Origin of the sequence: Enterobacter sp. RHBSTW-00975, assembly GCF_013615235.1 — a bacterium.
GTDB classification, from domain to species: domain Bacteria; phylum Pseudomonadota; class Gammaproteobacteria; order Enterobacterales; family Enterobacteriaceae; genus Enterobacter; species Enterobacter ludwigii.
Window position 1 is genome coordinate 2962603 of sequence record NZ_CP055883.1, and the last position, 24703, is coordinate 2987305.

General features: G+C 53.3%; 20 protein-coding genes and 4 tRNA genes. 9 read left to right on the top strand and 15 right to left on the bottom strand.

The window, feature by feature from the left end; translation table 11 throughout:
• The first annotated feature begins 2 nt into the window (after positions 1 to 2).
• The 3 genes from HV340_RS14250 (at position 3) to HV340_RS14260 (ending at position 3843) form a co-directional block, all read left to right on the top strand.
• The gene (locus HV340_RS14250; RefSeq protein WP_063924764.1) at positions 3 to 2192 is read left to right on the top strand and encodes a TonB-dependent siderophore receptor; all 2190 of its coding nucleotides are present in this window, start codon (positions 3 to 5) and stop codon (positions 2190 to 2192) included.
• Between the two features lie 164 nt (positions 2193 to 2356).
• Positions 2357 to 2432: transfer RNA gene (locus HV340_RS14255), tRNA-Asn, on the top strand.
• Between the two features lie 163 nt (positions 2433 to 2595).
• Positions 2596 to 3843, top strand: coding sequence for an integrase arm-type DNA-binding domain-containing protein (locus HV340_RS14260; protein WP_063925452.1), 1248 nt, complete (start codon positions 2596 to 2598; stop codon positions 3841 to 3843).
• Positions 3844 to 4105: 262 nt separating this feature from the next.
• Here HV340_RS14260 and HV340_RS14265 read toward each other — a convergent pair whose 3' ends face one another.
• From HV340_RS14265 to nac, 4 genes are all read right to left on the bottom strand, one after another.
• Positions 4106 to 4462, bottom strand: coding sequence for a hypothetical protein (locus HV340_RS14265; protein ID WP_063924763.1), 357 nt, complete (start codon positions 4460 to 4462; stop codon positions 4106 to 4108).
• The gene (locus HV340_RS14275; RefSeq protein WP_226876137.1) at positions 4452 to 6773 is read right to left on the bottom strand and encodes a hypothetical protein; all 2322 of its coding nucleotides are present in this window, start codon (positions 6771 to 6773) and stop codon (positions 4452 to 4454) included. The genes HV340_RS14265 and HV340_RS14275 overlap by 11 nt, the downstream gene beginning before the upstream one ends.
• A gap of 480 nt (positions 6774 to 7253) precedes the next feature.
• Entirely contained in the window at positions 7254 to 8204 is a 951-nt protein-coding gene (gene cbl, locus HV340_RS14280; RefSeq protein WP_025203722.1) for an HTH-type transcriptional regulator Cbl, read from the bottom strand.
• Between the two features lie 96 nt (positions 8205 to 8300).
• Positions 8301 to 9218, bottom strand: coding sequence for a nitrogen assimilation transcriptional regulator NAC (gene nac, locus HV340_RS14285; RefSeq protein ID WP_014170773.1), 918 nt, complete (start codon positions 9216 to 9218; stop codon positions 8301 to 8303).
• A 320-nt stretch (positions 9219 to 9538) separates the two neighbouring features.
• Between nac and HV340_RS14290 the strand changes: the two genes are divergently transcribed.
• A tRNA-Asn gene (locus HV340_RS14290) sits at positions 9539 to 9614 on the top strand.
• Between the two features lie 61 nt (positions 9615 to 9675).
• Here the strand turns inward: HV340_RS14290 and ldtA are convergent.
• The gene (ldtA, locus tag HV340_RS14295; RefSeq protein ID WP_059305509.1) at positions 9676 to 10575 is read right to left on the bottom strand and encodes a L,D-transpeptidase; all 900 of its coding nucleotides are present in this window, start codon (positions 10573 to 10575) and stop codon (positions 9676 to 9678) included.
• A gap of 191 nt (positions 10576 to 10766) precedes the next feature.
• Between ldtA and shiA the strand changes: the two genes are divergently transcribed.
• The 3 genes from shiA to HV340_RS14310 all read left to right on the top strand — a co-directional run bounded on the left by shiA (position 10767) and on the right by HV340_RS14310 (position 15402).
• Positions 10767 to 12083: a shikimate transporter gene (shiA, locus tag HV340_RS14300; protein WP_032680659.1), complete on the top strand. Its 1317-nt coding sequence runs from the start codon at positions 10767 to 10769 to the stop codon at positions 12081 to 12083.
• 73 nt (positions 12084 to 12156) lie between these two features.
• Positions 12157 to 13611, top strand: a complete 1455-nt coding sequence (locus HV340_RS14305; protein ID WP_014170778.1) for an AMP nucleosidase — start codon at positions 12157 to 12159, stop codon at positions 13609 to 13611.
• A gap of 18 nt (positions 13612 to 13629) precedes the next feature.
• The gene (locus HV340_RS14310; protein WP_059305510.1) at positions 13630 to 15402 is read left to right on the top strand and encodes an aminopeptidase P family protein; all 1773 of its coding nucleotides are present in this window, start codon (positions 13630 to 13632) and stop codon (positions 15400 to 15402) included.
• Positions 15403 to 15520: 118 nt separating this feature from the next.
• Here HV340_RS14310 and HV340_RS14315 read toward each other — a convergent pair.
• A tRNA-Asn gene (locus tag HV340_RS14315) sits at positions 15521 to 15596 on the bottom strand.
• A gap of 80 nt (positions 15597 to 15676) precedes the next feature.
• Entirely contained in the window at positions 15677 to 17119 is a 1443-nt protein-coding gene (gene emmdR / locus HV340_RS14320) for a multidrug efflux MATE transporter EmmdR (RefSeq protein ID WP_249415700.1), read from the bottom strand.
• A gap of 226 nt (positions 17120 to 17345) precedes the next feature.
• Between emmdR and HV340_RS14325 the strand changes: the two genes are divergently transcribed.
• Positions 17346 to 17421 (top strand) — tRNA-Asn (locus HV340_RS14325).
• Positions 17422 to 17474: 53 nt separating this feature from the next.
• Complete coding sequence (locus tag HV340_RS14330; RefSeq protein ID WP_059305512.1) at positions 17475 to 17807, top strand: gamma-glutamylcyclotransferase family protein; 333 nt, start codon at positions 17475 to 17477, stop codon at positions 17805 to 17807.
• Between the two features lie 49 nt (positions 17808 to 17856).
• Here HV340_RS14330 and HV340_RS14335 read toward each other — a convergent pair whose 3' ends face one another.
• The 8 genes from HV340_RS14335 to HV340_RS14370 all read right to left on the bottom strand — a co-directional run bounded on the left by HV340_RS14335 (position 17857) and on the right by HV340_RS14370 (position 24702).
• Positions 17857 to 18192, bottom strand: a complete 336-nt coding sequence (locus HV340_RS14335; protein ID WP_008499467.1) for a DUF496 family protein — start codon at positions 18190 to 18192, stop codon at positions 17857 to 17859.
• Positions 18193 to 18360: 168 nt separating this feature from the next.
• On the bottom strand, positions 18361 to 19419 hold the full coding sequence (locus HV340_RS14340; protein ID WP_181216056.1) for an FUSC family protein: 1059 nt from the start codon (positions 19417 to 19419) through the stop codon (positions 18361 to 18363).
• Positions 19420 to 19511: 92 nt separating this feature from the next.
• Positions 19512 to 19985: a DNA gyrase inhibitor SbmC gene (sbmC, locus tag HV340_RS14345; protein WP_059305514.1), complete on the bottom strand. Its 474-nt coding sequence runs from the start codon at positions 19983 to 19985 to the stop codon at positions 19512 to 19514.
• 131 nt (positions 19986 to 20116) lie between these two features.
• Positions 20117 to 21283 carry a serine-type D-Ala-D-Ala carboxypeptidase DacD gene (dacD, locus tag HV340_RS14350; protein ID WP_181216057.1) on the bottom strand — a complete coding sequence of 389 codons (1167 nt, stop codon included), beginning with the start codon at positions 21281 to 21283 and terminating at the stop codon, positions 20117 to 20119.
• A 342-nt stretch (positions 21284 to 21625) separates the two neighbouring features.
• Positions 21626 to 22015, bottom strand: a complete 390-nt coding sequence (locus tag HV340_RS14355; RefSeq protein WP_181216058.1) for a S24 family peptidase — start codon at positions 22013 to 22015, stop codon at positions 21626 to 21628.
• Positions 22015 to 22254 carry a hypothetical protein gene (locus HV340_RS14360; protein ID WP_181216059.1) on the bottom strand — a complete coding sequence of 80 codons (240 nt, stop codon included), beginning with the start codon at positions 22252 to 22254 and terminating at the stop codon, positions 22015 to 22017. The genes HV340_RS14355 and HV340_RS14360 overlap by 1 nt, the downstream gene beginning before the upstream one ends.
• A gap of 82 nt (positions 22255 to 22336) precedes the next feature.
• A complete protein-coding gene (locus tag HV340_RS14365) occupies positions 22337 to 23677 on the bottom strand; it encodes a pyocin knob domain-containing protein (RefSeq protein WP_181216060.1) in 1341 nt (446 codons plus the stop codon).
• Between the two features lie 59 nt (positions 23678 to 23736).
• On the bottom strand, positions 23737 to 24702 hold the full coding sequence (locus tag HV340_RS14370; protein ID WP_032659060.1) for a DUF6453 family protein: 966 nt from the start codon (positions 24700 to 24702) through the stop codon (positions 23737 to 23739).
• Between the last annotated feature and the right edge of the window lies 1 nt (position 24703).

The following is a 24703-nucleotide window of genomic DNA, read 5'->3' on the forward strand; positions in this document are numbered from 1 at the left end:
CAATGAAACGTTCTCATCTTTGGGTTTTAAATCCTTGCTTGCTTGCAATGCTTTCTACCTCTGCGTGGGCGGAAGAACAAAAGGAAGAAAATATTGTTGTCTCCGCCAGCCGCGCGCACCGCAGCGTGGCGGAGATGGCGCAGACTACCTGGGTTATTGAGCGTGCTGAGATTGAACAGCAGGTTCAGGGTGGAAAAGAGATTAAAGAGGTGCTGGCGCAGTTGATCCCGGGCATGGACGTCAGCAGCCAGGGCCGCACCAACTACGGTATGAACCTGCGCGGTCGTTCCATGATGGTGATGGTGGACGGCGTGCGCCTGAACTCCTCCCGCAGCGACAGCCGCCAGCTCGACTCCATCGATCCGTTCAACATTGACCGTATCGAAGTCATCTCCGGCGCCACGTCCCTCTACGGCGGCGGCAGCACCGGCGGTCTGGTGAATATCGTGACCAAAAAAGGCCAGCCGGATACCGAAGTGGAGTTCCAGACCGGAGCAAAGAGTGGCTTTAACAGCCATAACGATCATGATGAGAACGTGTCAGCCGCGGTGAGCGGCGGCAACGACAATGCCTCTGGCCGGTTGTCAGTATCGTATCAGCGCTACGGCGGCTGGTACGACGGCAAAGGCAACGAGGTGATTATTGATAACACCCAGACCGGATTACAGTATTCCGACCGTCTGGATGTGATGGGAACAGGCACCCTCAACATCGACGATCACCAGCAGCTGCAGCTTACGACGCAATACTACAAGAGCGAGTCCGACGGGAAGCACGGCCTGTTCCTCGGGGAAAACTTCTCCGCGGTTACGGGTGATGCCAAAGCCTACAATAAAGGCAACCTGAACTCTGACCGCCTGCCGGGCACAGAGCGGCATCTGATTAACCTGCAGTACTCCAACACCGATTTCTGGGGCCAGGATCTGGTCGCACAGATTTACTATCGTGACGAAAGCCTGACCTACTACCCGTTCCCGACACTGACCAAAGGCGTGGTGAGCAGCATCGGTGCGTCGCAGCAGAAAACCGATTTTTACGGCGGCAAGCTGACGCTGAACAGCAAACCGATGGATGATTTAACGCTGACCTGGGGTGTGGATGCTGACCACGAAACCTTCGACGCTAACCAGCAGTTCTTCAATCTGGACAAAGCGGCAGCAAGCGGCGGTATGGATCTGGAGAACGCCTATAACGTTGGCCGTTACCCGGGTTACAGCATTACCAACCTCGCCCCGTTCCTGCAGGCGAGCTACGACATTAATGCCATTACCCTGAGCGGCGGCGTGCGCTATCAGTACACCGAAAACAAGGTGGATGACTTCGTTGGTTATACCCAGCAACAGGCCATCGCTAACGGGAAAGCCACATCGGCTGATGCGGTACCGGGCGGGAAAACCAATTACAACAATTTCCTGTTCAACGCCGGGATCCTTGGCCGTCTGACCGAACAGCAGCAGCTGTGGTTTAACTTCTCCCAGGGCTTCGAAATTCCGGACCTGGCGAAGTACTACGGCTCCGGTACTTACCAGCTTGTCGACGGGCACTATCGCCTGCTGAACAGCGTGAACGTTAACGACTCGACGCTGGACGGCATTAAGGTTAACGCGTATGAGCTGGGCTGGCGCTACACCGGCGATAACCTGCGCACGCAGGTTGCGGCGTATTACTCGCTCTCGGACAAAACCATCACCATCAACAAGACGGACATGACCATCAACCTCGAAGACGACAAGCGTCGTATCTACGGGATTGAAGGCCAGGTGGACTATTTCTTCACCGACAGCGACTGGAGCACCGGCGCGAACTTTAACGCCATTAAGTCTGAAACCCGCGAGAACGGTAAATGGGAGAAGCTGACGGTAGACAGCGCCAGCCCGTCGAAAGCCAGCGCATGGGTTAACTGGGCACCGGGCGACTGGACCCTGCGCGTGCAGAGTACGCAGACCTTTGACGTGTCAGATGCCGACGGTAAGAAAATCGATGGCTATAACACGGTCGACTTCCTGGGCAGCTACGACCTGCCGGTGGGTAAAGTCAGCTTCAGCGTGGAAAACGTGCTGGACAAAGACTACACCACCGCCTGGGGTCAGCGTGCGCCGGGGCTGTATAGCCCAACCTACGGTGCACCAGGTCTGTATACTTATAAAGGCCGTGGCCGTACGTTTGGTCTGAACTACTCCGTACTGTTCTAATCCTGCGCGCCGCCTGCGGGCGGCGCAATTTGCTGTGTAATTTCAGCGCGAATTTGCTATAAAATCAGCGATTTGCTGAAATTGTCGGCAAACGAACGTAAAGTGCGTTTTCCCCCTTTGACAAGACGAACTGAGGTCGATACTATGCGCCTCGTTCACACGATTCCTCTGTAGTTCAGTCGGTAGAACGGCGGACTGTTAATCCGTATGTCACTGGTTCGAGTCCAGTCAGAGGAGCCAAATTTTAGTCTTAAGACATCTCAGTGAGTCTTAAGACGTTTTAAAAACAATCAGTTAGGCTGAACCGGTTGTCCTGATAAGGATTGCCGGTTTTTTTGGCATCTGTGTTTTTGGGCTTGCTCGGGGGCCTCACGGTTCGTTGAACGCATGGAGCCCCCCCGCTATATCACTCACAGATACCGCTATCCGCAATCTCAGACCCACTGACAAACCCTTCAAACTCGGCGACAGTTCAGGACTGTACCTGCTGATCAAACCTAATGGCTCAAAACTCTGGTATATGAAGTACCGCATTGACGGGAAAGAGAAGAAGCTGGCCCTTGGCCCCTACCCAGATGTTTCCCTTCTTAAGGCGCGCCAGTTCCGGGATGCGGCACGCAGTAAAGTGCGTGAAGGAGCCGATCCCGCCGTTGACAAAAAAATCGCACAGCAGAAAAAGAAAAACAGACAGACATTCCGCCAGATCGCCATGAACTGGCATGCCGACCACCGGCGCTGTTCTGCACATTATGCGACGACCATCCAGCGCAGGCTGGAAAGGTATATGTTTTCGGATCTCGGGGACAAATATATCCATCAAATCGTCACGAAAGATCTGCTGTTTACCCTGCGTAAAGTGGAGAACAAAGGCTTTCTGGAGATCACCGCAATGCTGAAAAACTACGTCACCGAAATCATGCGCTATGCGGTGAAAAAGCAGTTCATTAAATCAAACCCGGCGCTGGATCTGGATGGTGAGTTTACCCCACCGGGGACGCAACATTACCCGGCCCTGCCGCTTGAAAAACTGCCTGAACTGTTATCCTCCGGCAGGCTGCTGACACGGTATGCGCTTAAGCTGTCGCTGCTGTTCTTTGTGCGCTCCAGCGAACTGCGCTTTGCCCGCTGGAGTGAGATCGACTGGCGGCAGAAGCTCTGGATAATCCCGGAAGAACGGGAACAGATCGAAAGCGTGCGCTTCTCCCATCGTGGCGCAAAGATGAAAACACAGCACATCGTCCCGCTATCCGTTCAGGCGATCGCGATCCTGAAGCAAACTGAAGCGCTCTCCGGGCATCTGACGTTTATTTTCCCCGGCGAATACGACCAGGATAAGTGCATGAGCGACAACACTATCAACAAGGCATTACGTGTGATGGGCTATGACACCAAAAAAGAGGTCTGCGGTCACGGTTTCCGGGCGATGGCATGCAGTGCGCTGAGTGAGTCGCGGCTATGGAGCAAGCAGGCCATTGAAAAACAGATGAGCCATCAGGAAAGAAACAGCGTGGGTGCCGCCTATATCCATAAGGCAGAATATCTGGAAGAGCGGATCAGCATGATGCAGTGGTGGGCGGATTATCTGGATGTAAACACAGAGCGGTATCTATCGCCTTATCAGTATGCGGGACACGAGAGAGAAGCTTCATAGCACAGACCTCTTTTCAATCGTGTATGTTTGTAGATTTTACGTAATTGCCGGATATTGAGGTGTTCAATTTAGAATAAAATGTAATTCAGTTCTGCACCAGACCAATTATCAACCCACTATAATTATGTAAGAATTAACGCTTTTCAGCGCCTCAAAGAGGCCGCTACAAGATTGTATCTTGCGGCGGCTTTTTTAAACTTACTGTTATTCGTACAGTAAAACCTTGCTTCGACAAACCAAGACCAGGAGCCTGAGGATACAGTTATGGAAGCATTGCATCAAAATACTTCATTTCTTCCTGATAATTTTTAATAAGACAATTATTCATTTCGGCCATTTCTGCATCAGTCCCTTTTGACTCTATAGTTTCCAGCTGGCATTTTTTATTAATCATCTGCCCCCACGAATTTTTCAGATCCAAAATCAAAGGCTTACGCTCCATATTGTTATCGATTTGTTCATCAATAGATTTATTCAAATTGTCCAGTGCGGATTTAACTTCTCCTGAGCTTTTCTGATTAATGCTCGTCAGTTGATTATTTTCCGTCTCGGAAAATGCGGCAAAACCTGCTGTAGAATATGAGGCAAATAAAATAAGCAACAGACATTTAATTTTCATAAAATCTAACTCTCCTTAAGAATCTATCTTGTGGAACATTTGACCACTGAGCTCTATTTGATAATATCTGACCGAATGCAGATAAATCCCCAATGTATGCGTAGCGCTGAATTAAAGAGCGAGCATGAGATGTGTAATCTCCACGATATCTAAGGTCAACAAGTACCTCTTTTATTTTTTCTGGAATATCATTCCATGCCTGTTCCGGAGTGATATTTTGATTCGGATGACATGCCCTGATGGTTGCAGGCTTCTGACATATTCTTTTGACATCGGCTTCTAACCTATTGTAGGTGATAACAAAAAGATCATATTGCTGTTTTCTGGTTATCTCATAACTACTGATGTCATTGTTTGCTGATTCATAACGATTTTGAGCTTCTAAGCCAGACAGACCTTTTGATTCGACAAGCCAGGTATTTAGCGGTTGACTTAATTCAATAGAGTCGAGGTCTGATGTTGGATCATTTTGTTGACCCAGGTCATATCCCCGGCCAATCGTTATTCCTGAAACACCACCCGGCCAGTGAATATGGCGACTAAAATAAGGACTACTGTTATTATCATTTCCTTCAGCATCAAACGTTAACTGCCCTTTAGGTACAGTTAACCATTTTATATCCATATCATCATCACCGGACATTACATATAAGAATTCCAGAGGATGAAAGTGCCATACTGAACGTTGACTGGCGAACGGCTGAACCTTATCCATCCAGTGCGTGGCGTCCAGAAATCCGCCGTTAGCCAGTTTCACAACTGGACTTTCGTCCTTGTCCTTAAATACCGATGACCAGCGTGTATCATCCCGGGTACTGTGCCAGTCGCTGTCATGTTTCACTATCAGCCGTCGCGCATACTCCGGGATATTCATCTGATTCGTATGCAGTGCGTCAAACAAATACTGGTCCTGTGATTTATCAGGGTATGGGCTGGGTGGTCTTCTGTTTTCAGCGTTGTGGATCAGGCTGTCATAAAACATTTTTGCCTGTGAACTTTGTGGCCCTTTTTCGCCATCAAAGTGAGAATCGATGCTTTTCAGGGCATCAATAACCCAAGGTTCATCCAGCGTGCGGGTAAAATCGGTTGTGGGGGCAGCTTCGATGCAGTGAAAGTTTAACGCGGCTAAATCATGCTGACTGAGCTGCTCCACATCGTCCTGGTGCATCCAGCTGTGTGGGCGGATCTGAAAGTACGTTATCCCGGTTTTATCCGTAAACGGGTACGTGGCATCGCGCGGGATAATTCTTCCGGCATCAGCGCGGGTAATGGCGCTCATCTGCTCAAAGGTACTGTCTTCATTCTCTCCGTTTCGCAGGTACATTGGTCGTTTCAGCTTAAGCTTGATAAACTGTTTGCCGGTTTTAATGCCCTTCACGTTGGCCACAAAATCCGGCACATGCTCATCAAGGCTCAGCAATTCGATATGCGCTTTATAGTCCGTGGTGATTATTTGTGGGTAATTATCTTCATCGGCCAGATCCTGAGCGCCGAGGAATCCGACCGAATCACCCGCCTTAACCGTCACTTTAAGTGGGACAGGTGGCACCACCACATCATCAAACATGCCGTGATTCAGCGCATCGTGCATCCAGTCAGGCAGACACACGTGACATTCACCGTCAGGCTCCAGATATTCAGGACGCATTGAAACCCAGAAGAGCTCCCCGGCGGGTTTACCATCCTGAAGGCGCTGCACCAGGGCGAACGGCTCAGGCTGTCTTTCCATCAAAAACGATATTTGTTGCAGTACTGCGAGCGTATCGCCCTGCATCAGCGTCCTGCGCTGACCGTGTTTGTTTGTCAGTACTTCCGGCACAATTTCGCGGCTGTCGTCATGGCGGGAATATTTACGCATCCGCACACCATGACCTTTCGGCGTAACCCGATAAAGCGGGCGTTCAGGATATTCTGACAAAGGTGCCAGGTGCATATAAAGCTGATACAGCGTCAGCCAGGAGGACTCATCTCGTTCATCAGGCTTGTACACCGATCTGACAAGCACAAAGGTACCGGACTGGCGAAGCGATTGCGCCTGCATGCATTCAATATTCGCGTAGTCCCGGTTCACCCGCCATGCCACCACTTCGCCGTCCATCATGAACTGGAGCGGTACAGACGTTTCCGGTGCATTCTGGCTCAGCACCGATGCCGGAGAGGAGGATGATCCGATATGGATACCGCCGTGCCAGTAACGACTCATGCCAAGTAACCACCAACCGTGGGCATTTTTGCGGATGTCGGTCAGCAATTCGTCATAGTTCTTATACTCCCGCCCGTCGGCCTTCCGTACCGGGTAACGTATGTCCATCGTTTTTCCTTAAGTTAAATCCCTAAAACCCTAATAGTCGCAGGGAGTTAATACGAAGGGGAGTAAAATTTATGCAGATTTTATTACAGGCAGGTAATTATGCGTTTGCAGACGATAACAGATGTTACCGCAACAGCACGTAGGTATTAAGGGTCTTACGAAAGGGAAAAGGCTGAAGGGTAATGGCGCATAAAGGTAACGGCCCTGCCCGAAAAGGCTACAGGGCTGAAGGCCAAAAGACAGGGCTGATGCGGCATTGCGTACTCAGACTGTATCAGGAATCAATTTCGGACAGTCTGCCAGCTCAGCCACGTTACCGTCAGGATGTTTCCGCCCCTTGTCTGAGGTGGCGTATGTGATAAAAATACATACGCCACCTCAGACAGGCTTCTCTTTGGGCAACTGCTTCCGTTTACTATGATGGTTCGGCGCGTGGCGATTTCCCTTGAGCTTTATGGCGTTGCGTTTGAAAGCCAGCCGCTAAATCTGATAATCAATCGCCACTTCTTCTGGCTCCATCACCTGACGTTTAATCTCATCCACGGACAGCCCGGCGTTGCAGAGTTCGATAAAGCGCCACACATAGTTGCGCTGCAGTTGTCCACGCTTCAGGCCGAGCCATACGGTATTGGCATCAAAGAGATGACGCGTATCCAGTCGTACCAGGTTCTCCGTCTCGCGTTCACCACCGGACTGTTCCGCCACCAGACCAATGCCCAGCCCCAACTCGACGTAGGTTTTGATTACATCAGAGTCCTGTGCACTCAGCACCACATCCGGCGTTAAGCCTTTGCGGTTAAAGGCTTCATCAATGCGCGAGCGTCCGGTAATACCCTGCCGGTAGGTAATCAGTGGCCATTTCGCGATATCTTCCAGCGTCAGGGGCGTAACCTGATTCAGCGGATGGTCGACGGGAAGTAACAGACTGTGGTACCAGCGAAACCACGGGAAAGCCACCAGCAGCGGATCGTTGCTCAGGCGTTCACTGGCAATGCCGATATCTGCCCCACCGTTTTGCAACAGCACGTCAATTTCCTGCGGTGTGCCCTGGATAAGCTCCAGACGGACGTCAGGGAAAAGTTCACGGAAGGCTTTAATCACCGGCGGCAGGCTGTAACGCGCCTGGGTGTGGGTGGTGGCGATAGTGAGGACGCCCGAGGCGTCATTGGTAAAGAGATCCGCCAGGCGACGCACATTGCTGGCCTCGTTGAGGATCCGCTCCGCGATGGTCAGCAAGGCTTTGCCCGGCTCCGTCATGCCAAGCAGACGCTTGCCGCGACGGATAAAAATCTCTATCCCCAGTTCTTCTTCCAGCTCGCGGATATGGCGACTGACGCCGGACTGAGAGGTATAAAGCATATTGGCGACCTCGGTCAGGTTGTAATCCCGCCTGGCCGCCTCACGGATAATTTTAAGTTGCTGGAAATTCACGATTCACTCCGGCGCATCTGACATAACGCTATTGTTAGAGTCAGCCGACCTGCAGAACAAATAATAAAAACCAGCATCTTATGCTTTTATGGAATATCAACTCACCAGCTGCAGCTCACGATTCTCCAGAGACGGTTTGCTGACCAGCGACATCAGAATCTCTTTTACCGCCTGCGCCTGAGGTGACAGCGATCCGCGCGCGGACATATTCAGCGACAGCGGTAAGCTCATCGAAGGCGTGGTGATGCGCGCCATCCAGCCGTTTGCCGCGCTGCACAGCGAACGTGCTGCGGATTCTGGCAGAACGGTCACACCCATACCGCTGGCTATAGCGGCGGTTAGCGTGGAGATGGAATCAATTTCACCGATAATTTTTGCCGTCAGGCGGCGCAGGGAGAACGCTTCATCCACACGCACGCGCACCGCGCTGTAGTCACGCGGCAGGAAAAGATTCATTTCTGCAACGGCCGTCAGATCGACGCTCTGCCCCGGACAGTCGCGGGTGCCCACAAGGTAGAGATCTTCTTTCAACAGCGGCTGGCTGGTGATCCCGGCCACCGGTGAGCGGTCGTACAGCACCGCCATATCCAGCTGGCCGCTAAGAAGTTTGTCATTCAGCACAGAACCGCTGTTCTCATGCAGGTAAACCAGTACTTCTGGCAGCTCTGCGCGGACGGCCTGCAGCAGCGGCATGGTAATAGAGGACGCTGCCGTTCCCGGAGCCAGACCAATGGATACGTGGCCGCTCAGCGTCTGGCCCACATTATTCACTGCCAGCTGCGCCTGTTCGCACTGGCGAAGGATAGTGCGCGCATGGGTATACAGGATTTTGCCTGCTTCCGTTGGCGTCACGCCACGTTTGGTGCGGATCAACAGCTGCTGATCCATCTCGCCTTCCAGAGTAGCCACCTGCTGGCTCAGCGCAGGCTGCGCGATGTGCAGCACTTCCGCCGCTTGAGTCAGGCTGCCGATATCGACGATTTTTACGAAGTATTTCAGTCGTCTTAAGTTCATTTTGCCCCCTGTTCGAAATGCTGTGCCGGTACTGGCTTTTCGTTGTTGATAGGGTTTTGCAATATGAATGCCAGTTTTACGAAGAGGTCTGATTTGTCGCTAAGCGGCTGAAAATAAGGAAAGCTAATCATAAGCAGCGGTTTTATTACTGAAACAGCAGTTTATGATCTGCCCCATTAGGGGTATGTACGCACCATTACGGTGCATTCCGGCGTCAAAAACGCCATTTTGCTGATTTTGTCAGCAAACGATCAAAAGGCGGTGATCCACCCTTTGACAAGGCCGGCTGACGTCGATAATATGCGCCCCGTTCACACGATTCCTCTGTAGTTCAGTCGGTAGAACGGCGGACTGTTAATCCGTATGTCACTGGTTCGAGTCCAGTCAGAGGAGCCAAATTTGAAAAGCCTGCTTTTATAGCAGGCTTTTTGCTTTTCTACGGCAGGTAAAATTGCCCTCAGTTGCCGAGCTTAACCGGCATCCCTGACCGACGTTCCAGTTCCGCGCCCGCCCCCTCGTTGACAAGCTCGGTTCGCAGCGAGGCAGATATCGGCAAAGGCACTTTCCGGGTCGATTCAAATTCCGCCCGGTTCCGTGATAACGGCTCATGCACCTCTACCCAGCGGCTGCCGTCCGGCTCTGTCGTCACTTTAACGGGCTGATCGATAAGCTGCACACGGGTCCCTACCGGGACGTTATCGAAAAGATATTTAATGTCGTTATTGCGCAGACGAATACACCCCTGGCTCACCCGCAGTCCGATGCCAAAATTGGAGTTTGTCCCGTGAATGGCATACAGCCTGCCAATATAAATCGCATACAGTCCCATTGGGTTATCGGGCCCAGCGGGCACGAATGCAGGCAGCGTTTTCCCCTCTGCCGCATAGGCACGGCGCGTATTCGGCGTAGGAGACCAGGTGGGGCCTTCCTGCTTACGTTCTACCGCCGTGACCCAGTTTCGCGGGGTTTCGCGCCCGGCCTGACCAATGCCGATGGGTAACACTTCAACGGTATTGCTGCCTGGTGGGTAATAGTAGAGGCGCATTTCTGCCGCATTAACGATAATTCCCTCGCGGACGGTGTCAGGCAAAATCAGCTGCTGAGGTATCACCAGTTGCGTACCGGATTTAGGCAAAAAAGGATCCACGCCCGGGTTCGCTTCCAGCATATTGCTCAGACCCTGCCCGTATTGCGCGGCAAACGCTTCGAGCGGTAGCGTATTGTGATCCGGCACGGTAATGGTTTGCGAAGTGCCCACCAGCCGACTGCCTGTCGGCGGTAAAAAATAACTTACCGCCTGAACGCTCTGGCTGATAAGTAATGCAGCAAGACAACTCAACACATTTATACGACACATATTCCCTTCCTCAGTCGCACCTCGATTTGCTAAGCATAGCGTAGCCGCTTTGCATTACCCATCAGGAAATAAAATCAGTTTGCACACGCGCCCTGGCGCGGTAGTCTCATACGTTCCGTTTATATGACGGTGGCTATGTGAGTGACCTTTTCTTATACCAATAATTAGAAATACGTGCAGACAGGACAACTATGGACTCCACTCTCACCTCCACACATCCCAACGAGGAGACACCTTCGCTCAATCGTGCCCGCCGCGCAGCCCTCGGCAGCTTCGCGGGTGCCGTCGTCGACTGGTATGATTTTCTGCTTTACGGCATTACTGCCGCGCTGGTGTTTAACCGCGAATTCTTCCCCCAGATTAGCCCGGCAATGGGTACGCTCGCCGCGTTTGCTACCTTTGGCGTCGGCTTCCTGTTTCGTCCACTGGGCGGGGTGATCTTCGGCCACTTCGGTGACCGTCTCGGTCGCAAACGCATGCTGATGCTCACCGTCTGGATGATGGGCATCGCCACCGCGCTGATTGGCGTTCTCCCTTCATTTTCCACCATTGGCTGGTGGGCGCCGGTGCTGCTGGTTACCCTGCGCGCCATTCAGGGCTTCGCGGTAGGCGGCGAATGGGGTGGCGCGGCGCTGTTATCCGTTGAGAGTGCCCCAAAGAACAAGAAAGCGTTTTACAGCAGCGGCGTGCAGGTGGGCTATGGCGTAGGTCTGCTGCTCTCCACCGGGCTGGTGTCGCTGATGAGCCACTTCACCACCGATGAACAATTCCTGAGTTGGGGCTGGCGCATTCCGTTTATCTTCAGCATCGTGCTGGTTGTCGCTGCCCTGTGGATCCGCAACGGCATGGAAGAATCTGCTGAGTTCGAACAACAGCGGCAAGAACCGCCCGTTGCCAGAAAACGGCTGCCGGTGATGGAAGCGCTTGTCCGGCATCCTGGCGCTTTTCTGAAAATTATTGCCCTGCGCCTGTGCGAACTGCTGACGATGTATATCGTGACCGCGTTTGCCCTCAATTATTCAACGCAAAATCTCGGTCTGCCCCGCGAGCTGTTCCTGAACATTGGCCTGCTGGTCGGCGGGATCAGCTGCCTGACTATCCCCTGCTTCGCCTGGCTGGCGGACAGGTTTGGTCGCCGTCGCGTCTATATCACCGGGGCGCTGATTGGCACCCTCAGCGCCTGGCCGTTCTTCATGGCGCTGGAGGCACAGTCGATCTTCTGGATTGTCTTCTTTGCCATCATGCTCGCTAACATCGCCCACGATATGGTGGTCTGCGTGCAGCAGCCCATGTTTACCGAACTGTTCGGGGCGAGCTATCGCTACAGCGGCGCGGGCGTAGGCTATCAGGTGGCAAGCGTGGTCGGCGGCGGGTTTACGCCATTTATTGCCGCCGCGCTGGTAACCTTCTCCGGGGGCAACTGGCACAGTGTGGCACTTTATCTGCTGGCCGGTTGCCTGCTGTCAGCGGCGACGGCGCTATTGATGAAAGAGACGAGCCACACCTGATCTCACTTTTGTTTCACAGGCGTGTGACATACTATCGGGTAGAGTCGCACACCTGTGGAACAAGGAGACAGAGATGAATAATAAGGGCTCCAGCCTGACCCCGGCTCAGGCACTGGAAAAACTCGATGCACTGTATGAACAGTCCGTCAACGCGCTGCGCAGCGCCATCAGTGAGTATATCGAAACAGGGAAACTCCCCGACGAAAAGGCCAGAAGTAAGGGCCTTTTTGTTTATCCATCGCTTTCCGTCACCTGGGACGGCAGCGCGACTAACACGCCGAAAACGCGCGCCTACGCACGCTTTACCCACTCCGGCTGCTACAGCACCACCGTCACCCGCCCTGCACTGTTCCGCCCTTATCTTGAAGAGCAACTCACGCTGTTGTATCAGGATTACGGCGCGCACATTGCCGTTGAACCCTCACAGCATGAGATCCCGTATCCGTATGTGATTGACGGTTCGGCATTAACCCTTGACCGCTCCATGAGCGCGGGACTGACGCGCCATTTCCCGACCACCGAGCTGTCGCAGATTGGCGATGAGACGGCGGATGGTATCTACCACCCGGCAGAATTTTCACCGCTGTCGCACTTTGATGCCCGCCGCGTGGATTTCTCTCTGGCGCGCCTGCGTCACTACACCGGGACGCCCGTCGACCATTTCCAGCCCTTTGTACTGTTTACCAACTACACCCGCTATGTCGACGAGTTTGTCCGTTGGGGCTGTAGCCAGATCCTCGACCCGGATAGCCCTTACATCGCGCTGTCCTGCGCCGGCGGGATCTGGATCACCGCGGAAACCGAGGCACCCGAGCAGGCCATCTCCGACCTGGCGTGGAAAAAGCACCAGATGCCTGCCTGGCACCTGATCACCGCTGACGGCCAGGGGATCACCTTAATTAACATCGGGGTTGGTCCGTCAAATGCCAAAACCATCTGCGACCATCTGGCGGTATTGCGCCCGGACGTGTGGCTGATGATTGGACACTGCGGCGGCCTGCGTGAAAGCCAGCTGATTGGCGACTACGTGCTGGCCCACGCCTATCTGCGTGATGACCATGTGCTTGACGCTGTGCTTCCACCGGATATTCCTATCCCGAGCATCGCCGAAGTGCAGCGTGCGCTGTATGACGCCACCAAAGAGGTGAGCGGTATGCCGGGTGAAGAGGTTAAACAGCGTCTGCGTACCGGTACGGTAGTGACGACGGATGACCGCAACTGGGAACTGCGTTACTCCGCCTCCGCGCTGCGTTTCAACCTCAGCCGTGCCGTCGCGATTGATATGGAAAGCGCCACCATCGCCGCACAGGGATATCGCTTCCGCGTCCCTTACGGCACGCTGCTGTGCGTTTCCGACAAACCGCTGCACGGCGAAATTAAGCTTCCGGGTCAGGCCAACCGTTTCTATGAAGGGGCAATCTCCGAACATCTGCAAATCGGCATTCGCGCCATTGATTTGCTGCGTGCGGAAGGTGACAGGCTGCATTCCCGTAAATTACGTACCTTCAACGAGCCGCCATTCCGCTAACCAGAACAAGGAATAACCATGCACACCCCATCACGCTTATCGGCCCTGCGCCGATGGCTACAGGAAAACAATCTTGATGGCATGATCGTGCCGCGCGCCGATGCCTGGCAGAGTGAGTACTGCGCGCCGTACGATGAAAAGCTGGCCTGGCTGACGGGCTTTGATGGCTCCGCAGGTCTGGCGTTGATACTGAAAAACACAGCCCTGCTGTTTGTCGATGGCCGCTATCAGGTTCAGGCTCGCCTTCAGGTCAATATGGATGAAATTGAAATCCACCATCTGCACAATGAACCGCTGGCCGAATGGCTCACAGCCAACGCCGGGGCCGGCATGCGTATTGGGTTTGAAGCACTGCTGATGACCAATACGGAGTTCGGGCAGCTGTCTGCAACACCCTGTGAACTGGTTCCGCTCAGTCAGTCGCCGTTTGATACCTTATGGCACGATCGCCCTGCCGCGCCGGCGGGACGTATTCGAGAAATGCCGGTAGAGGTCAGTGGCGAAAGCAGCCTCGCCAAACGCCAGCGCGTTGCCGCCGTGCTGGCCGCACACGATGCCGATTATCTGGCCGTGACTCTGCCGGATAACATCGCCTGGCTATTGAACGTGCGTGGCACTGACATTCCATCCAGTCCTGTTCCCCTCTCCTTTGCCCTTCTTGACCGTGACGGTAGCGTGGAGTGGTTTGTTAACGACAATAAGCTCAGCGAGCTACCCGAGAGCGTGAGAAACGCGTTCAGGATTGCGCCACAGGATGCCTTTATCGAACGCTGCCAGCGCCTGTCACAAGGCAAGCGGGTGATGGTTGATGCCGATTCCGCACCGGTCGCCCTGCGCTTTGCCATTGAGCCAGAGGGCGAAATAGTCTGGCGAACCGATCCCATCACTCTGATGAAAGCCACTAAAAACCCGGTCGAACTTGCCGGGTATCGCGAGTGTCATCACCAGGACGGTGCTGCCTGGGTGAATTTCCTGGCCTGGCTAAGCCGTGAAGTCCCCCTGCGTGAGGCGGCGGGAAAACCGCTGACGGAGCTGGAAGCGCAGGCGCAGCAGCTTGCGTTCCGTAAACAGCAGCCTGGATTTATTGAGCAAAGTTTTGCCACCATCTCCGCCTCCTCCAGTAATGCGGCGATGTGCCACTATCACTCAAGCGAAGCCAGCAATAAGCCCATCGGTCATCATCATTTTTACCTTAATGATTCCGGCGGTCAGTACCATAACGGCACCACTGACGCCACGCGTACGCTGGCATGGGGTAGCGTGCCGCCACAGCAGAAGTTGCACTACACCGCCGTACTGAGAGGGTTCCTGTCGTTGATAACCTTACCGTTCCCCTCCGGCAGTCAGGGCCATCAGCTCGATGCCTTCGCGCGTCGTCCGCTGTGGGAAATGGGGCTGGATTACGATCACGGGACAGGGCATGGGGTAGGACATCAGTTGCTTATCCATGAGAACCCGCATCGTCTCGCCAAAAAGGTTAATCCGTGGCCCCTGGTGGCCGGCACCATCATGACTATCGAGCCTGGATATTATCTGGCGGACAGCCATGGGATCCGCATTGAAAACCAGGTGGAGATTGTCGAAAGCCGTCCGGGATTCTGCACGTTTTCCTCACTGACGCTGATCCCGATCGACCTGAGCCAGGTCGAGTTACAGCTGCTGAACGAACAGGAAAAACAGTGGCTGGATGAGTATCATCAGCAGGTGCGTGAGGCCCTGTTACCGTTGGTCGACAGCGACGCGCGGCAATGGTTGCTTGAGGCGACGATGCCGGTTCGGGTTAACCATTAGAAATAGCAGTGGATGCCGGGCGGCGGTTTCGCCTGACCCGGCTGTAAGCCCGTGGCATCGGACCTTTTCAGAACGCAGAAAAGCAAAAAGCCTGCTATAAAAGCAGGCTTTTTAAATTTGGCTCCTCTGACTGGACTCGAACCAGTGACATACGGATTAACAGTCCGCCGTTCTACCGACTGAACTACAGAGGAATCGTGTGAACGGGGCGCATATTATCGATGCTCCCCGATGATGTCAAAGGCAGAATGCATATTTCTGACTGTTTGCCGAATTATTCTCCACTTCGCGCATTTGTCAGGCATTTTGTTGATTCTGTGGTCGTCGGTTCCTGTTTTATTCGCGGGTATTTCCAGAGCCAGCGCCCACTGACCATACGCCAGTAGAACAACGCCCCACGCACCGCCCAGTCAAGGAACATCCCCAGCCAGACGCCGACAACCCCCATGCCAAGCATGACCCCGAGCGTGTAACCCACCACCACGCGGCAACCCCACATGCCGAGCATTGATACCCACATCGCGAAGCGTGCATCGCGTGCCCCTTTCAGCCCGGCAGGCAGAACCCATGAAGCCGCCCAGATGGGCATAAAGGCCGCGTTCAGCCAGATCAGGATCTTAACGACCTCTTTGACATCATCTTCGTGGGTATAAAAAGAGGCCATAAGCCCGGCAAAGGGGTCGCTTCCCCAGGCGATCAACGTCAGGCCAATGGTTGACAGCCAGAAGACGTGCCGCAACTGCCGTTCCGCCTGCCCTATCTGCCCTTTTCCCAGCCGTTTACCAGTGATGATGGTCGACGCCGAACCGAGGGCGTTGCCCGGCAGGTTTATCAGGGAGGCGATGGAGAAGGCAATAAAGTTACCGGCGATAACATCAGTCCCCATCCCGGCGACAAACATTTGCGTCAACAGCTTGCCCCCGTTAAACAACACGGATTCAATACTGGCGGGAATACCAATTCCCATCACTTCCCAGATAATGGCGAAGTTAAAGGGGCGGAAATAGCTCTTCAGCGTAAGGCGCAGTGACGGCGTGATCCCCGCCATCAGCACCCCGAGAATGGCGGCCGCACCGATATAACGTGAAATCGTTAACCCCAGCCCGGCACCCACGAACCCGAGCCCGTCCCAGGAGAAGACGCCGTAGATCAGCACGCTGCTGATAATAATATTCAGGATGTTCATCCCGCCGTTTATCAGCAACGGAATTTTGGTGTTGCCCGCCCCGCGCAGCGCGCCGCTGCCAATCAGCGCGATGGCTGCAGCCGGATAACTCAGGACCGTCATTTCCAGGTAGGTCAGCGCCAGGTCTTTAACTTCATTTGTGGCCTCACCGGCGACAAAATCGATAATTTCCCTGCCGAAATAGTGGATCACCGCCGCCAGCACGATCGAGAAAATGGTCATGATCATCAGCGACTGTCGGGCAGCCTCGCGCGCACGTTTAGGATCGAGCTTGCCGAGGCTAAAGGCGACGACAACTGTCGTCCCGAGGTCAATGGCGGCAAAAAAAGAAATAACCACCATGTTAAAGCTGTCCGCCAGCCCGACACCGGCCATCGCCTCTTTACCCAGCCAGCTGACCAGGAAGGTACTCAGCACCCCCATCAACAGAACGCAGGTGTTTTCCAGGAAAATAGGCACGGCAAGGGGGGTGATTTCACGCCAGAACAGAACACGATAGCTTTTACGCTTTGCATACCATGGCGTGCGCATAATCGCCTGGCGTAGGGGGGCAGTGACGTTCAAAATGGACCTTAACGAGAAAGTTGAAACTCCATTTCAAATGATGGGGGAGAAATGCTAAACCTGCAAAGTATTTTCCATAAAAAGATGTGTGGATTTACAACAAACTGTCGACAGAATCATCAATCGATCGCTAATCGCTAAGATCAGGTTTGACAAAACTTTTTTCGCCGCTAAGATAAGCCTCCACAACGATTCCTCTGTAGTTCAGTCGGTAGAACGGCGGACTGTTAATCCGTATGTCACTGGTTCGAGTCCAGTCAGAGGAGCCAAATTTAAAAAGCCTGCTTTTATAGCAGGCTTTTTGCTTTGCTGGTGAGGGAAAATGAACGCTCTGTTTGTCTACGGCACGCTACGCCCGGGTCACGCGAATGCACATATTCTTGAAAACATCGGTGGCGAATGGCATGCCGGTTTTGTCACCGGGACGTTTTACGAACGTGGCTGGGGCGCGGCGGCAGATTTTCCGGGAATAGTGCTGCACCCGGACGGCCCACGCGTGGAGGGCTTTCTGTTTATCTCTGATAGCCTGAGTGCACACTGGCCAATGCTGGACGAATTTGAAGACGGCTACGATCGGGTTGAGGTCAATGTGACCACGCCGGATGGAAAACAGGTCAACGCCTGGATTTATCAGCTACAGCCGCGTACTGCGTAATAAAAAAGGCTCTCTGTCACCAGAGAGCCTTTTTTGTATTCATCGGCGATTACTCGCTTTTGGCTTCACCGTTTTTGATTTCGCCCATTACTTTCAGTTTCTTGGAGATATCACGGCGTTCTTTAGACAGCTCAGCGTTTTTGATGATGTAGTCATCAACGCGGTCTTCGTAGTCACTCTTCATGCTGGCGATGATGCCCTGAATAGCCTCAACGCTCATGCCTGGCTTGATGTAGTCGCTCAGGTTATCGAGCAGCAGGACACGTTTTTGGTTGTCACGGATCTTCTTCTCAACGTCCTGGATTTCACGCTGCAGTTTGTTTTTGCGGCGGAACAGGCGGACGAATTCCAGAACATCCTGGAACGAAGGCTTGGTAGTTTCCATTTTTACACCCCTGATAATGTGAGATTCGGATTCGTTAAAGCAACCGTTGTAACAATAACCTTACTGACAGCGGCTGCGAATGACAATGAGTATATCGTTTAAAGCTATCATAACCCCAATTGATGCTGAATCGAAGCAGCAGGCGTCACATATGGAGATAGCTGCTCTTTATTTGCGCAGCGCCCGGCAAATGAGATGCGACAGTAGCTCCAGCTGCCGCGCCAGCTCCATACTCAGCCAGACATAACCATGAATAGGCGTTTCCGCGACGTTATCGCTCTGACGCTCATTCATTAACTGCTTCAGCTCCGCAACGATCTCATTCAGACGTTCACTGTTTGCCAGGATGGGCTGCGGGTTACCTTCATAAAGCGCGTGGGCGATGGTGAGCAGCGTTTGCTGCGTCATCTGCTGCGTCTCTTTTAAGGTATGGGCGTTGAGCATTAAAAGGTGGCTGGGACGAGAAGCCCAGTGCGCGTTGATTTGCAGCTCAAGCATGCATACCAGATTGCGGCTTACCGTCTGAATGGCTTCAAAAATGGATTTATGGATATGGGTTTCTTTGCTGGTCGGAGTAATCAGCCCGCGCATCCTGACCACATCGTTGAGGATCGTTTGCAGGTGTTTTTCCAGCCGGGGGCGCTCAACCAGGTTAGGGGAAAATCCGGCCTGATAGACGCGGTTGAACGCGGTGACATAGTTAGCCATCTGAATACGCCAGTGCAGAAAAGCACGCTGTGGCCAGATGCCGGTAAAAAGCATAGCCAGCAATGAGCCGAGGATAACGTCCCCGCTTCGCCACAGGGCGGTCGTCATATCCCCTGCCGGGGCACCGACCACCACCGACAGCGTGATACCAATCAGCAGCGCCTGATAGGGCCTTTTGCCTAAAGCCAGCCAGCCGCAAAGGAACATCGCGGCACCGCACCAGATCAACATAACCGGAAACGAGATAAGCTCAAGCTTCAGCGCGATAAGCCCCAGGGCAGAGCCTAAAACGGTACCGCCAATGCGCTCGAAGGCGCGTGGAACAACGTTCCCCCAGAACGAAATAGGCCCCATCACGACCACCAGCGTGATAAGCGGCCATGTTCCCTCAGGAACATCCAGCAAACGAACCAGCACAAACGTCAACACAAAGGCCAGCGCGATACGGCACCCATGTACCACGCGGTAGTGTTTGTACAGACGAATTTCAAAAGGGGTTAATGATTTGTCGGGACGCACACCCGCTCTCCAGCTACACGGCAAATCACAATTGTACTGTGTTTTCAGCCGGGCGGATCACACCCGGCTGAAAAACCCTGTAATAACCAGGCTTAACCCGCTTTGTGCTCTACACCAATATACATTTCGATGTCCCAGTAACCGTCCGCGTTACCATCATTAAGGTAGCGCTCGAAACAGGGTTTAGGCGCCATCTGGTAGCTGTTGTCCTGCAAGAGGGAATTAAAGAACTGGTTCCATGGGGTCGCGAAGTCATGGTTTTCAACGCGCGCCGCCGCCACCGCATACTCTCCAGCGGCGATTTCCGTCATCATGACGCCTTCGCTGTTTTCAGGAATGACAAAATCGTCCGGGACCGTTACGGCCGTGTCACAGCGCAATTTTTCTGCCGGGACCTCGTCCGGATTATCGTAGTAAACCGCAACCCACTCCAGCGGCTGAATGTGACGGCCATCCACCCACATGACTAACTGTTCGAAGCCCTGTTTTACCGTTTTGTCCCACGGCCCGACCAGATGAAAGCCGGCGATTTTACGTTTCTGTTGCTGCTTGATGCTGTAGTCCATGCTGCCTCCTTTTATTACTGTATATTTATACACTATAAAGCAGGTTTTAACTGTTCAGCAAACGAGGAGTGTTTATTATGTGAGCAGACTCGCAACCGCGCCAGTCTGCTCATGTGCTTTAACGCAGGCCGTTACAGCGTGTGATGCAGATAATCGCTCAGACGGGAGAAGAGGCCGCCTTTATTCACCGCTTCGAGCGTCACCAGAGGCCAGTGCGCCACGACTTTGTCACGGTCGTAAAGCTGGATCTCCCCTACCCGCTGATGAGCCGCAATCGGCGCTTCCAGCTCTTTTTTATCCAGCACGTACTTGGCTTTGATGTTAGGAACTTCTGTTTTAGGCAAGGCCAGCCAGAAATCATGGTCGGTGCCCAGTTCCACCTGCTCTTTATCGCCGTACCAGATACGCTCTGTTCCCACTTTTTTGCCGTTATGCAGGATCTGCACCGTATCAAAGTTCTGCTGCCCCCAGTGCAGCAGCTTCCGGGCCTGTTCCTCACGCCCTTTCGGGCTGTCAGCGCCCATCACCACCGCGATTAAACGACGCTGACCGTCAACCGCTGACGCAATCAGGTTAAAGCCCGCTCCCGACGTGTGCCCCGTTTTCAGGCCATCAACGTTCATGGTTTTATCCCACAGCAGGCCGTTACGGTTTTGTTGGGTGATCCCGTTCCAGGTAAGGCTCTTTTCGCTGTACATGTGGTAGAACTCTGGCTCGCCGTGAATGATAGCCCGGGAGAGCACGGCCAGGTCATAGGCAGAGCTGTGCTGGCCCGGCGCGTCCAGACCGTGGACGGTTTCAAAGTGGGTATCGCGCAGATTCAGCTTTTGTACATAGTCGTTCATCATCTTCACAAACTGCGGCTGACCCCCCGCTACGTGATCCGCCAGCGCCACGCAGGCGTCGTTACCGGAATCCACAATCAGACCACGGCTCAGGTCGCGCACCGAGACGCGATCGCCCTCTTTCAGGAACATCAGCGACGATCCTTCAAACACCGGGTTCCCTTTTGCCCACGCGTCGCGGCCAACGGTAACGATGTCATCCGGGGTAATGCGGTGGCTGTCGATGGCCCGATCGACAACGTAGCCCGTCATCAGCTTGGTAAGGCTCGCCGGATTACGTTGTTGATGTTCGTTGCCCGCCGTTAAGATCTGACCAGTCGTGTAATCCATTAGCACCCAGGAGCCCGCCTGAATGGCCGGAGGCTGCGGCGAAAAATCCAGCGGATCGGCCGCGAAGGCAGAAGAGACACTCGAAGCGAGTAAAGAAACAGCAATAAACAGACGGCGTTTCAACGGTATATCCTCAGGTCATTAAAAATCGATGACCTTTTTACGGGAGTTCTGTTGTCGTTACCTGGCTTAATTGCAAAAAAATGTGACAGAAAGCAGATTTTACGCTGAAGCGGCCTCGCAAATTTGCACGGTGAGGGCGCTTTTTATTCGGACTGACCTGCACGATCGTTTACCATAGAGACGTCATTTTTTAACAGGATGGTATTACTGGTGTCTGATTCAGCCGCGCGCCCTACATTTTTGTTCCACGATTACGCGCAGTAGCCACGAAACCCGCGCTATTAAAGCCACCAACCTCAGCACATTTTCATTTGGTACGCAATTTGGTACACAACGCGTTTTTCACATCACCTGGCAGTCGTCGAACTCGCCCGAACGCGCATCGTTGATACTGTAGGTGATCACCCCAAACACCGGCCTCGATGTATCCGACACTTCGTCCTTCGACGGCAACGGCTCCCTTCTTCCATTCTCAGGGTTCTCCAAGCAGGGATGCGGTAGAGTCCTGTAGCGCATGATCCTGAATTCACCATCAATAGCGCACACCAGAAGAGAGCCGTCTTTTGGTGTCAGCGACGAGTCGACGATAAGCATCGCGCCCTTTATGATGCCGGCTCGCAGGTATGTAGAGCCAGCTATCATCATGTACGTTGCCGACGGATGCGCGATAAGTCGCTTGTCGAGCGATATGCGTTCTTCAACGTAATCAGCAGCTGGTGATGCGAATCCCATCAGTGCACCCTCCCCATGTTACGCAGGATCCAGTACCTGTTGTCGCTACCGTCTGTCGTCTTGTCAGCGAAGCCTGGCTGATTGAGCTCTATCCATGCATTGGCGTCGGCTCGGGTGAAGTGCCAGTTAAAACCACGCAACTTTTCTATAAAGCTGTCTGTTCTCAGGTAGCGGTAGCCCTTTGGGTTAAGCTCTATGGCCGCAATAAAGGCGGCCTGAATATCTGAAATTCGGGGCATAATCTGCACTCCCTTTATTACTGTGTTTATATACAGTAGTTTCGAATGGAATGCAGATCAATTTGGGTTCGCCTATTAATTTTTAAGGCTGAATGTCCTCAGGCTGCTCTGTCAGTTCAAGAGAAGCTTCGGAAGCTCTTGTTTTCCAGATGCTATCCTCTGGCATATCGAGGCGAACGTCGATCCAGCTGTTGGCCGGAACATCCATAGGAGCCCCTTTTGTTTTGACGATCTCCCCTTCATCGCTCAGCATGTATTTGCGCTTAAACAGGCGAATGGTCAGAACCCCATCATCCCCTTTCGCAGCTTCAACAATACCGAGCTCACCCATCCCACCCGGATCCATCGGCGGCAGAAGTTGCCAGCCAGAAGATGCCAGACCGGCAGAGCCAGTCAGCGTATAAACACCGACATCGATGCGGCTTATATGAACCCCCTCGGCCTCCTCATTCGCCGTAGCGCAACCGCACCAGGAGAATCCGTCTTCGTCTACATCAGTTCGCTGGTTTTCTTCCTGAGACTTCACGATACGCACAACAGGTGATGCAGCCTTGAGCGTGCCGTCACTGGCTTTTGTCGTGTTACCTGAGGTATAGAATTCAACCCATGATCCAAAAACTGCATTCTGAATCGAACGAAGAAATGCTCTTGTACCTGAGTCTGTTGTCGCAAACTGAGTTCGGTAAAGTGCATTGTTGCCTGGCATCTGAATGACACCAAACCCACCTGTCAGCCCACCGGGACTTCCCCAGTTAGTTCCTGCGGAACCGTAGAAGCCAACTGGGCCAGCTGACCCTATTGCAGTCTGGATACCAACCTGAGAACCCAACCCAAACGCTTTGCCGGTTGTCATTACTCTATCTGCGGTTGCGTCATTAATTGAAGTCTGCTCATCGCGTACTGCTGATGTTCCTAAACCAAGGTTTGTGCGAGCGTCTGCGGCGGTTTTCGCACCAGTGCCACCCTGGCCAACGCTGAGTGCGGTAGTCAGGCCACTTAGGCTGGTTATATCGCTGTTAGCCCCTTTCTTCGCCAGTGATTTCTGGCCTGGTACTGTGACGGCCACACCGTTAATCGTGATAGTGACGTCTGTAGTACCGTTCATCACATCAGCGAAACCGCTCATGTAACGCTGATACATAGTGAAGGTTTCAGCGATGTCCTGCGCCAGACCGTCGACGCTCAGGCTGTCGCTCAGAAGAATGGCATATTTTGTTCCAGCAGGGATTGCAGGGTTAGCAGCTGGCGTAACGGTGAGAGAGGTTGCGCTTCCAATCGCGGTAATCTGGAAAACCTGCGCTGGGCTGGTCATTGCAATAACGGTACAGCCGTTACGAATAAGAGAACCAGCAGCAGTGAAGTTTGTGCCGGTACCTGTAAGGGTGTTTCCGCTGATGGCGATAGTGCCAGTAGTATAAATCATGTTTTCTCCAGGCAATAAAAAACCCCGCCGAAGCGAGGTTGATTAAAAAGACAGTTTATTCAGACGTACATATCGGGAAGAACGGGAAGGTTCAGTGGCGTTACCGTGTCATTACCAAAAATTGCATACCGCTCGCGCCCCAGATATTTCCCACCCTGAACTGAAGCACTGCCGTTCTGTATTTTTATTCCGAACATTCGATACACGTACATGCCATTAACTTCGTGAGCCATCAGCCCGAATCTACCCAGCGGAACATACCCGCTGCCGATGCTCACGGCATTTTTTGAAGGCGTCCAGAGCTGGTTGAGGTAGACGAAAGGCCGCTTTGTCGTTGAAAACGTGCAGGCCCCGGCTGCATTGAAGATGTTTAGCCCCGTTCCCGGCTGCGGCGCCACACCACTGGCGAATATGACAATATCTATCGTGCCGGTTGTCGGAGCGTCATCGTTGGTGGATGGAGGGCTGAAGAACCTGACCGTGTTGCCATCGAAATCGACTGTGTTACCGCTATTGCAGCGCCCAAAGACGATATATTTGGACTTGTCGTATCCCGCTATTGTGGGAACTGCCCAGCCGCCAGTGGGGACATTGACGGTCCCCTTCCAGATACACTGCCCTGACTGCGTGGCATTGGTAATCGCCAGGAAGTCAGTACTGTCATCAATAAGCAGGCCTTCTCCTTTACGCTGGCCAGGTGGAAATATCTGCCAGATGCTTCCGGGGAACGTGTACGTACTCTCACGCTCACTGATGCTTACGTCCTTCATCGTGGAGTTCTGCGTCACGCGGCCACCGGATATGGTGACCGAGTTCATTTTATGAAGCAGCCCTGAATCAAGGTAAGCTGTCGCGTGCGGGATAAACAGCACCTGCGCCCCGGAAACATAACCGGCAATATCAGCGTATTTGGCTTTCTGGTAGCCACTGTCAAAGTAGGCTCCAAAAGACGGGCACCGAAGACCCGCCGTTATCTCCATCCGCTTTCCGCCATCATTCAGATCAATCAGTAGTCCTCTTGGCATA

Bases quoted from the DNA above. Each gene is read 5' to 3' on its own strand.
- HV340_RS14250 (WP_063924764.1), top strand. From the start codon at position 3: ATGAAACGTTCTCATCTTTGGGTTTTAAATCCTTGCTTGCTTGCAATG.
- sbmC (WP_059305514.1), bottom strand. From the start codon at position 19,985: ATGGACTACAGCATCAAGCAGCAACAGAAACGTAAAATCGCCGGCTTT.
- HV340_RS14330 (WP_059305512.1), top strand. From the start codon at position 17,475: ATGAACGCTCTGTTTGTCTACGGCACGCTACGCCCGGGTCACGCGAAT.
- HV340_RS14360 (WP_181216059.1), bottom strand. From the start codon at position 22,254: ATGCCCCGAATTTCAGATATTCAGGCCGCCTTTATTGCGGCCATAGAG.
- emmdR (WP_249415700.1), bottom strand. From the start codon at position 17,119: ATGCGCACGCCATGGTATGCAAAGCGTAAAAGCTATCGTGTTCTGTTC.
- HV340_RS14310 (WP_059305510.1), top strand. From the start codon at position 13,630: ATGCACACCCCATCACGCTTATCGGCCCTGCGCCGATGGCTACAGGAA.
- HV340_RS14355 (WP_181216058.1), bottom strand. From the start codon at position 22,015: ATGGGATTCGCATCACCAGCTGCTGATTACGTTGAAGAACGCATATCG.
- HV340_RS14265 (WP_063924763.1), bottom strand. From the start codon at position 4,462: ATGAAAATTAAATGTCTGTTGCTTATTTTATTTGCCTCATATTCTACA.
- HV340_RS14305 (WP_014170778.1), top strand. From the start codon at position 12,157: ATGAATAATAAGGGCTCCAGCCTGACCCCGGCTCAGGCACTGGAAAAA.
- nac (WP_014170773.1), bottom strand. From the start codon at position 9,218: ATGAACTTAAGACGACTGAAATACTTCGTAAAAATCGTCGATATCGGC.
- ldtA (WP_059305509.1), bottom strand. From the start codon at position 10,575: ATGTGTCGTATAAATGTGTTGAGTTGTCTTGCTGCATTACTTATCAGC.
- HV340_RS14275 (WP_226876137.1), bottom strand. From the start codon at position 6,773: ATGGACATACGTTACCCGGTACGGAAGGCCGACGGGCGGGAGTATAAG.
- HV340_RS14365 (WP_181216060.1), bottom strand. From the start codon at position 23,677: ATGATTTATACTACTGGCACTATCGCCATCAGCGGAAACACCCTTACA.
- HV340_RS14335 (WP_008499467.1), bottom strand. From the start codon at position 18,192: ATGGAAACTACCAAGCCTTCGTTCCAGGATGTTCTGGAATTCGTCCGC.
- shiA (WP_032680659.1), top strand. From the start codon at position 10,767: ATGGACTCCACTCTCACCTCCACACATCCCAACGAGGAGACACCTTCG.
- HV340_RS14370 (WP_032659060.1), bottom strand. From the start codon at position 24,702: ATGCCAAGAGGACTACTGATTGATCTGAATGATGGCGGAAAGCGGATG.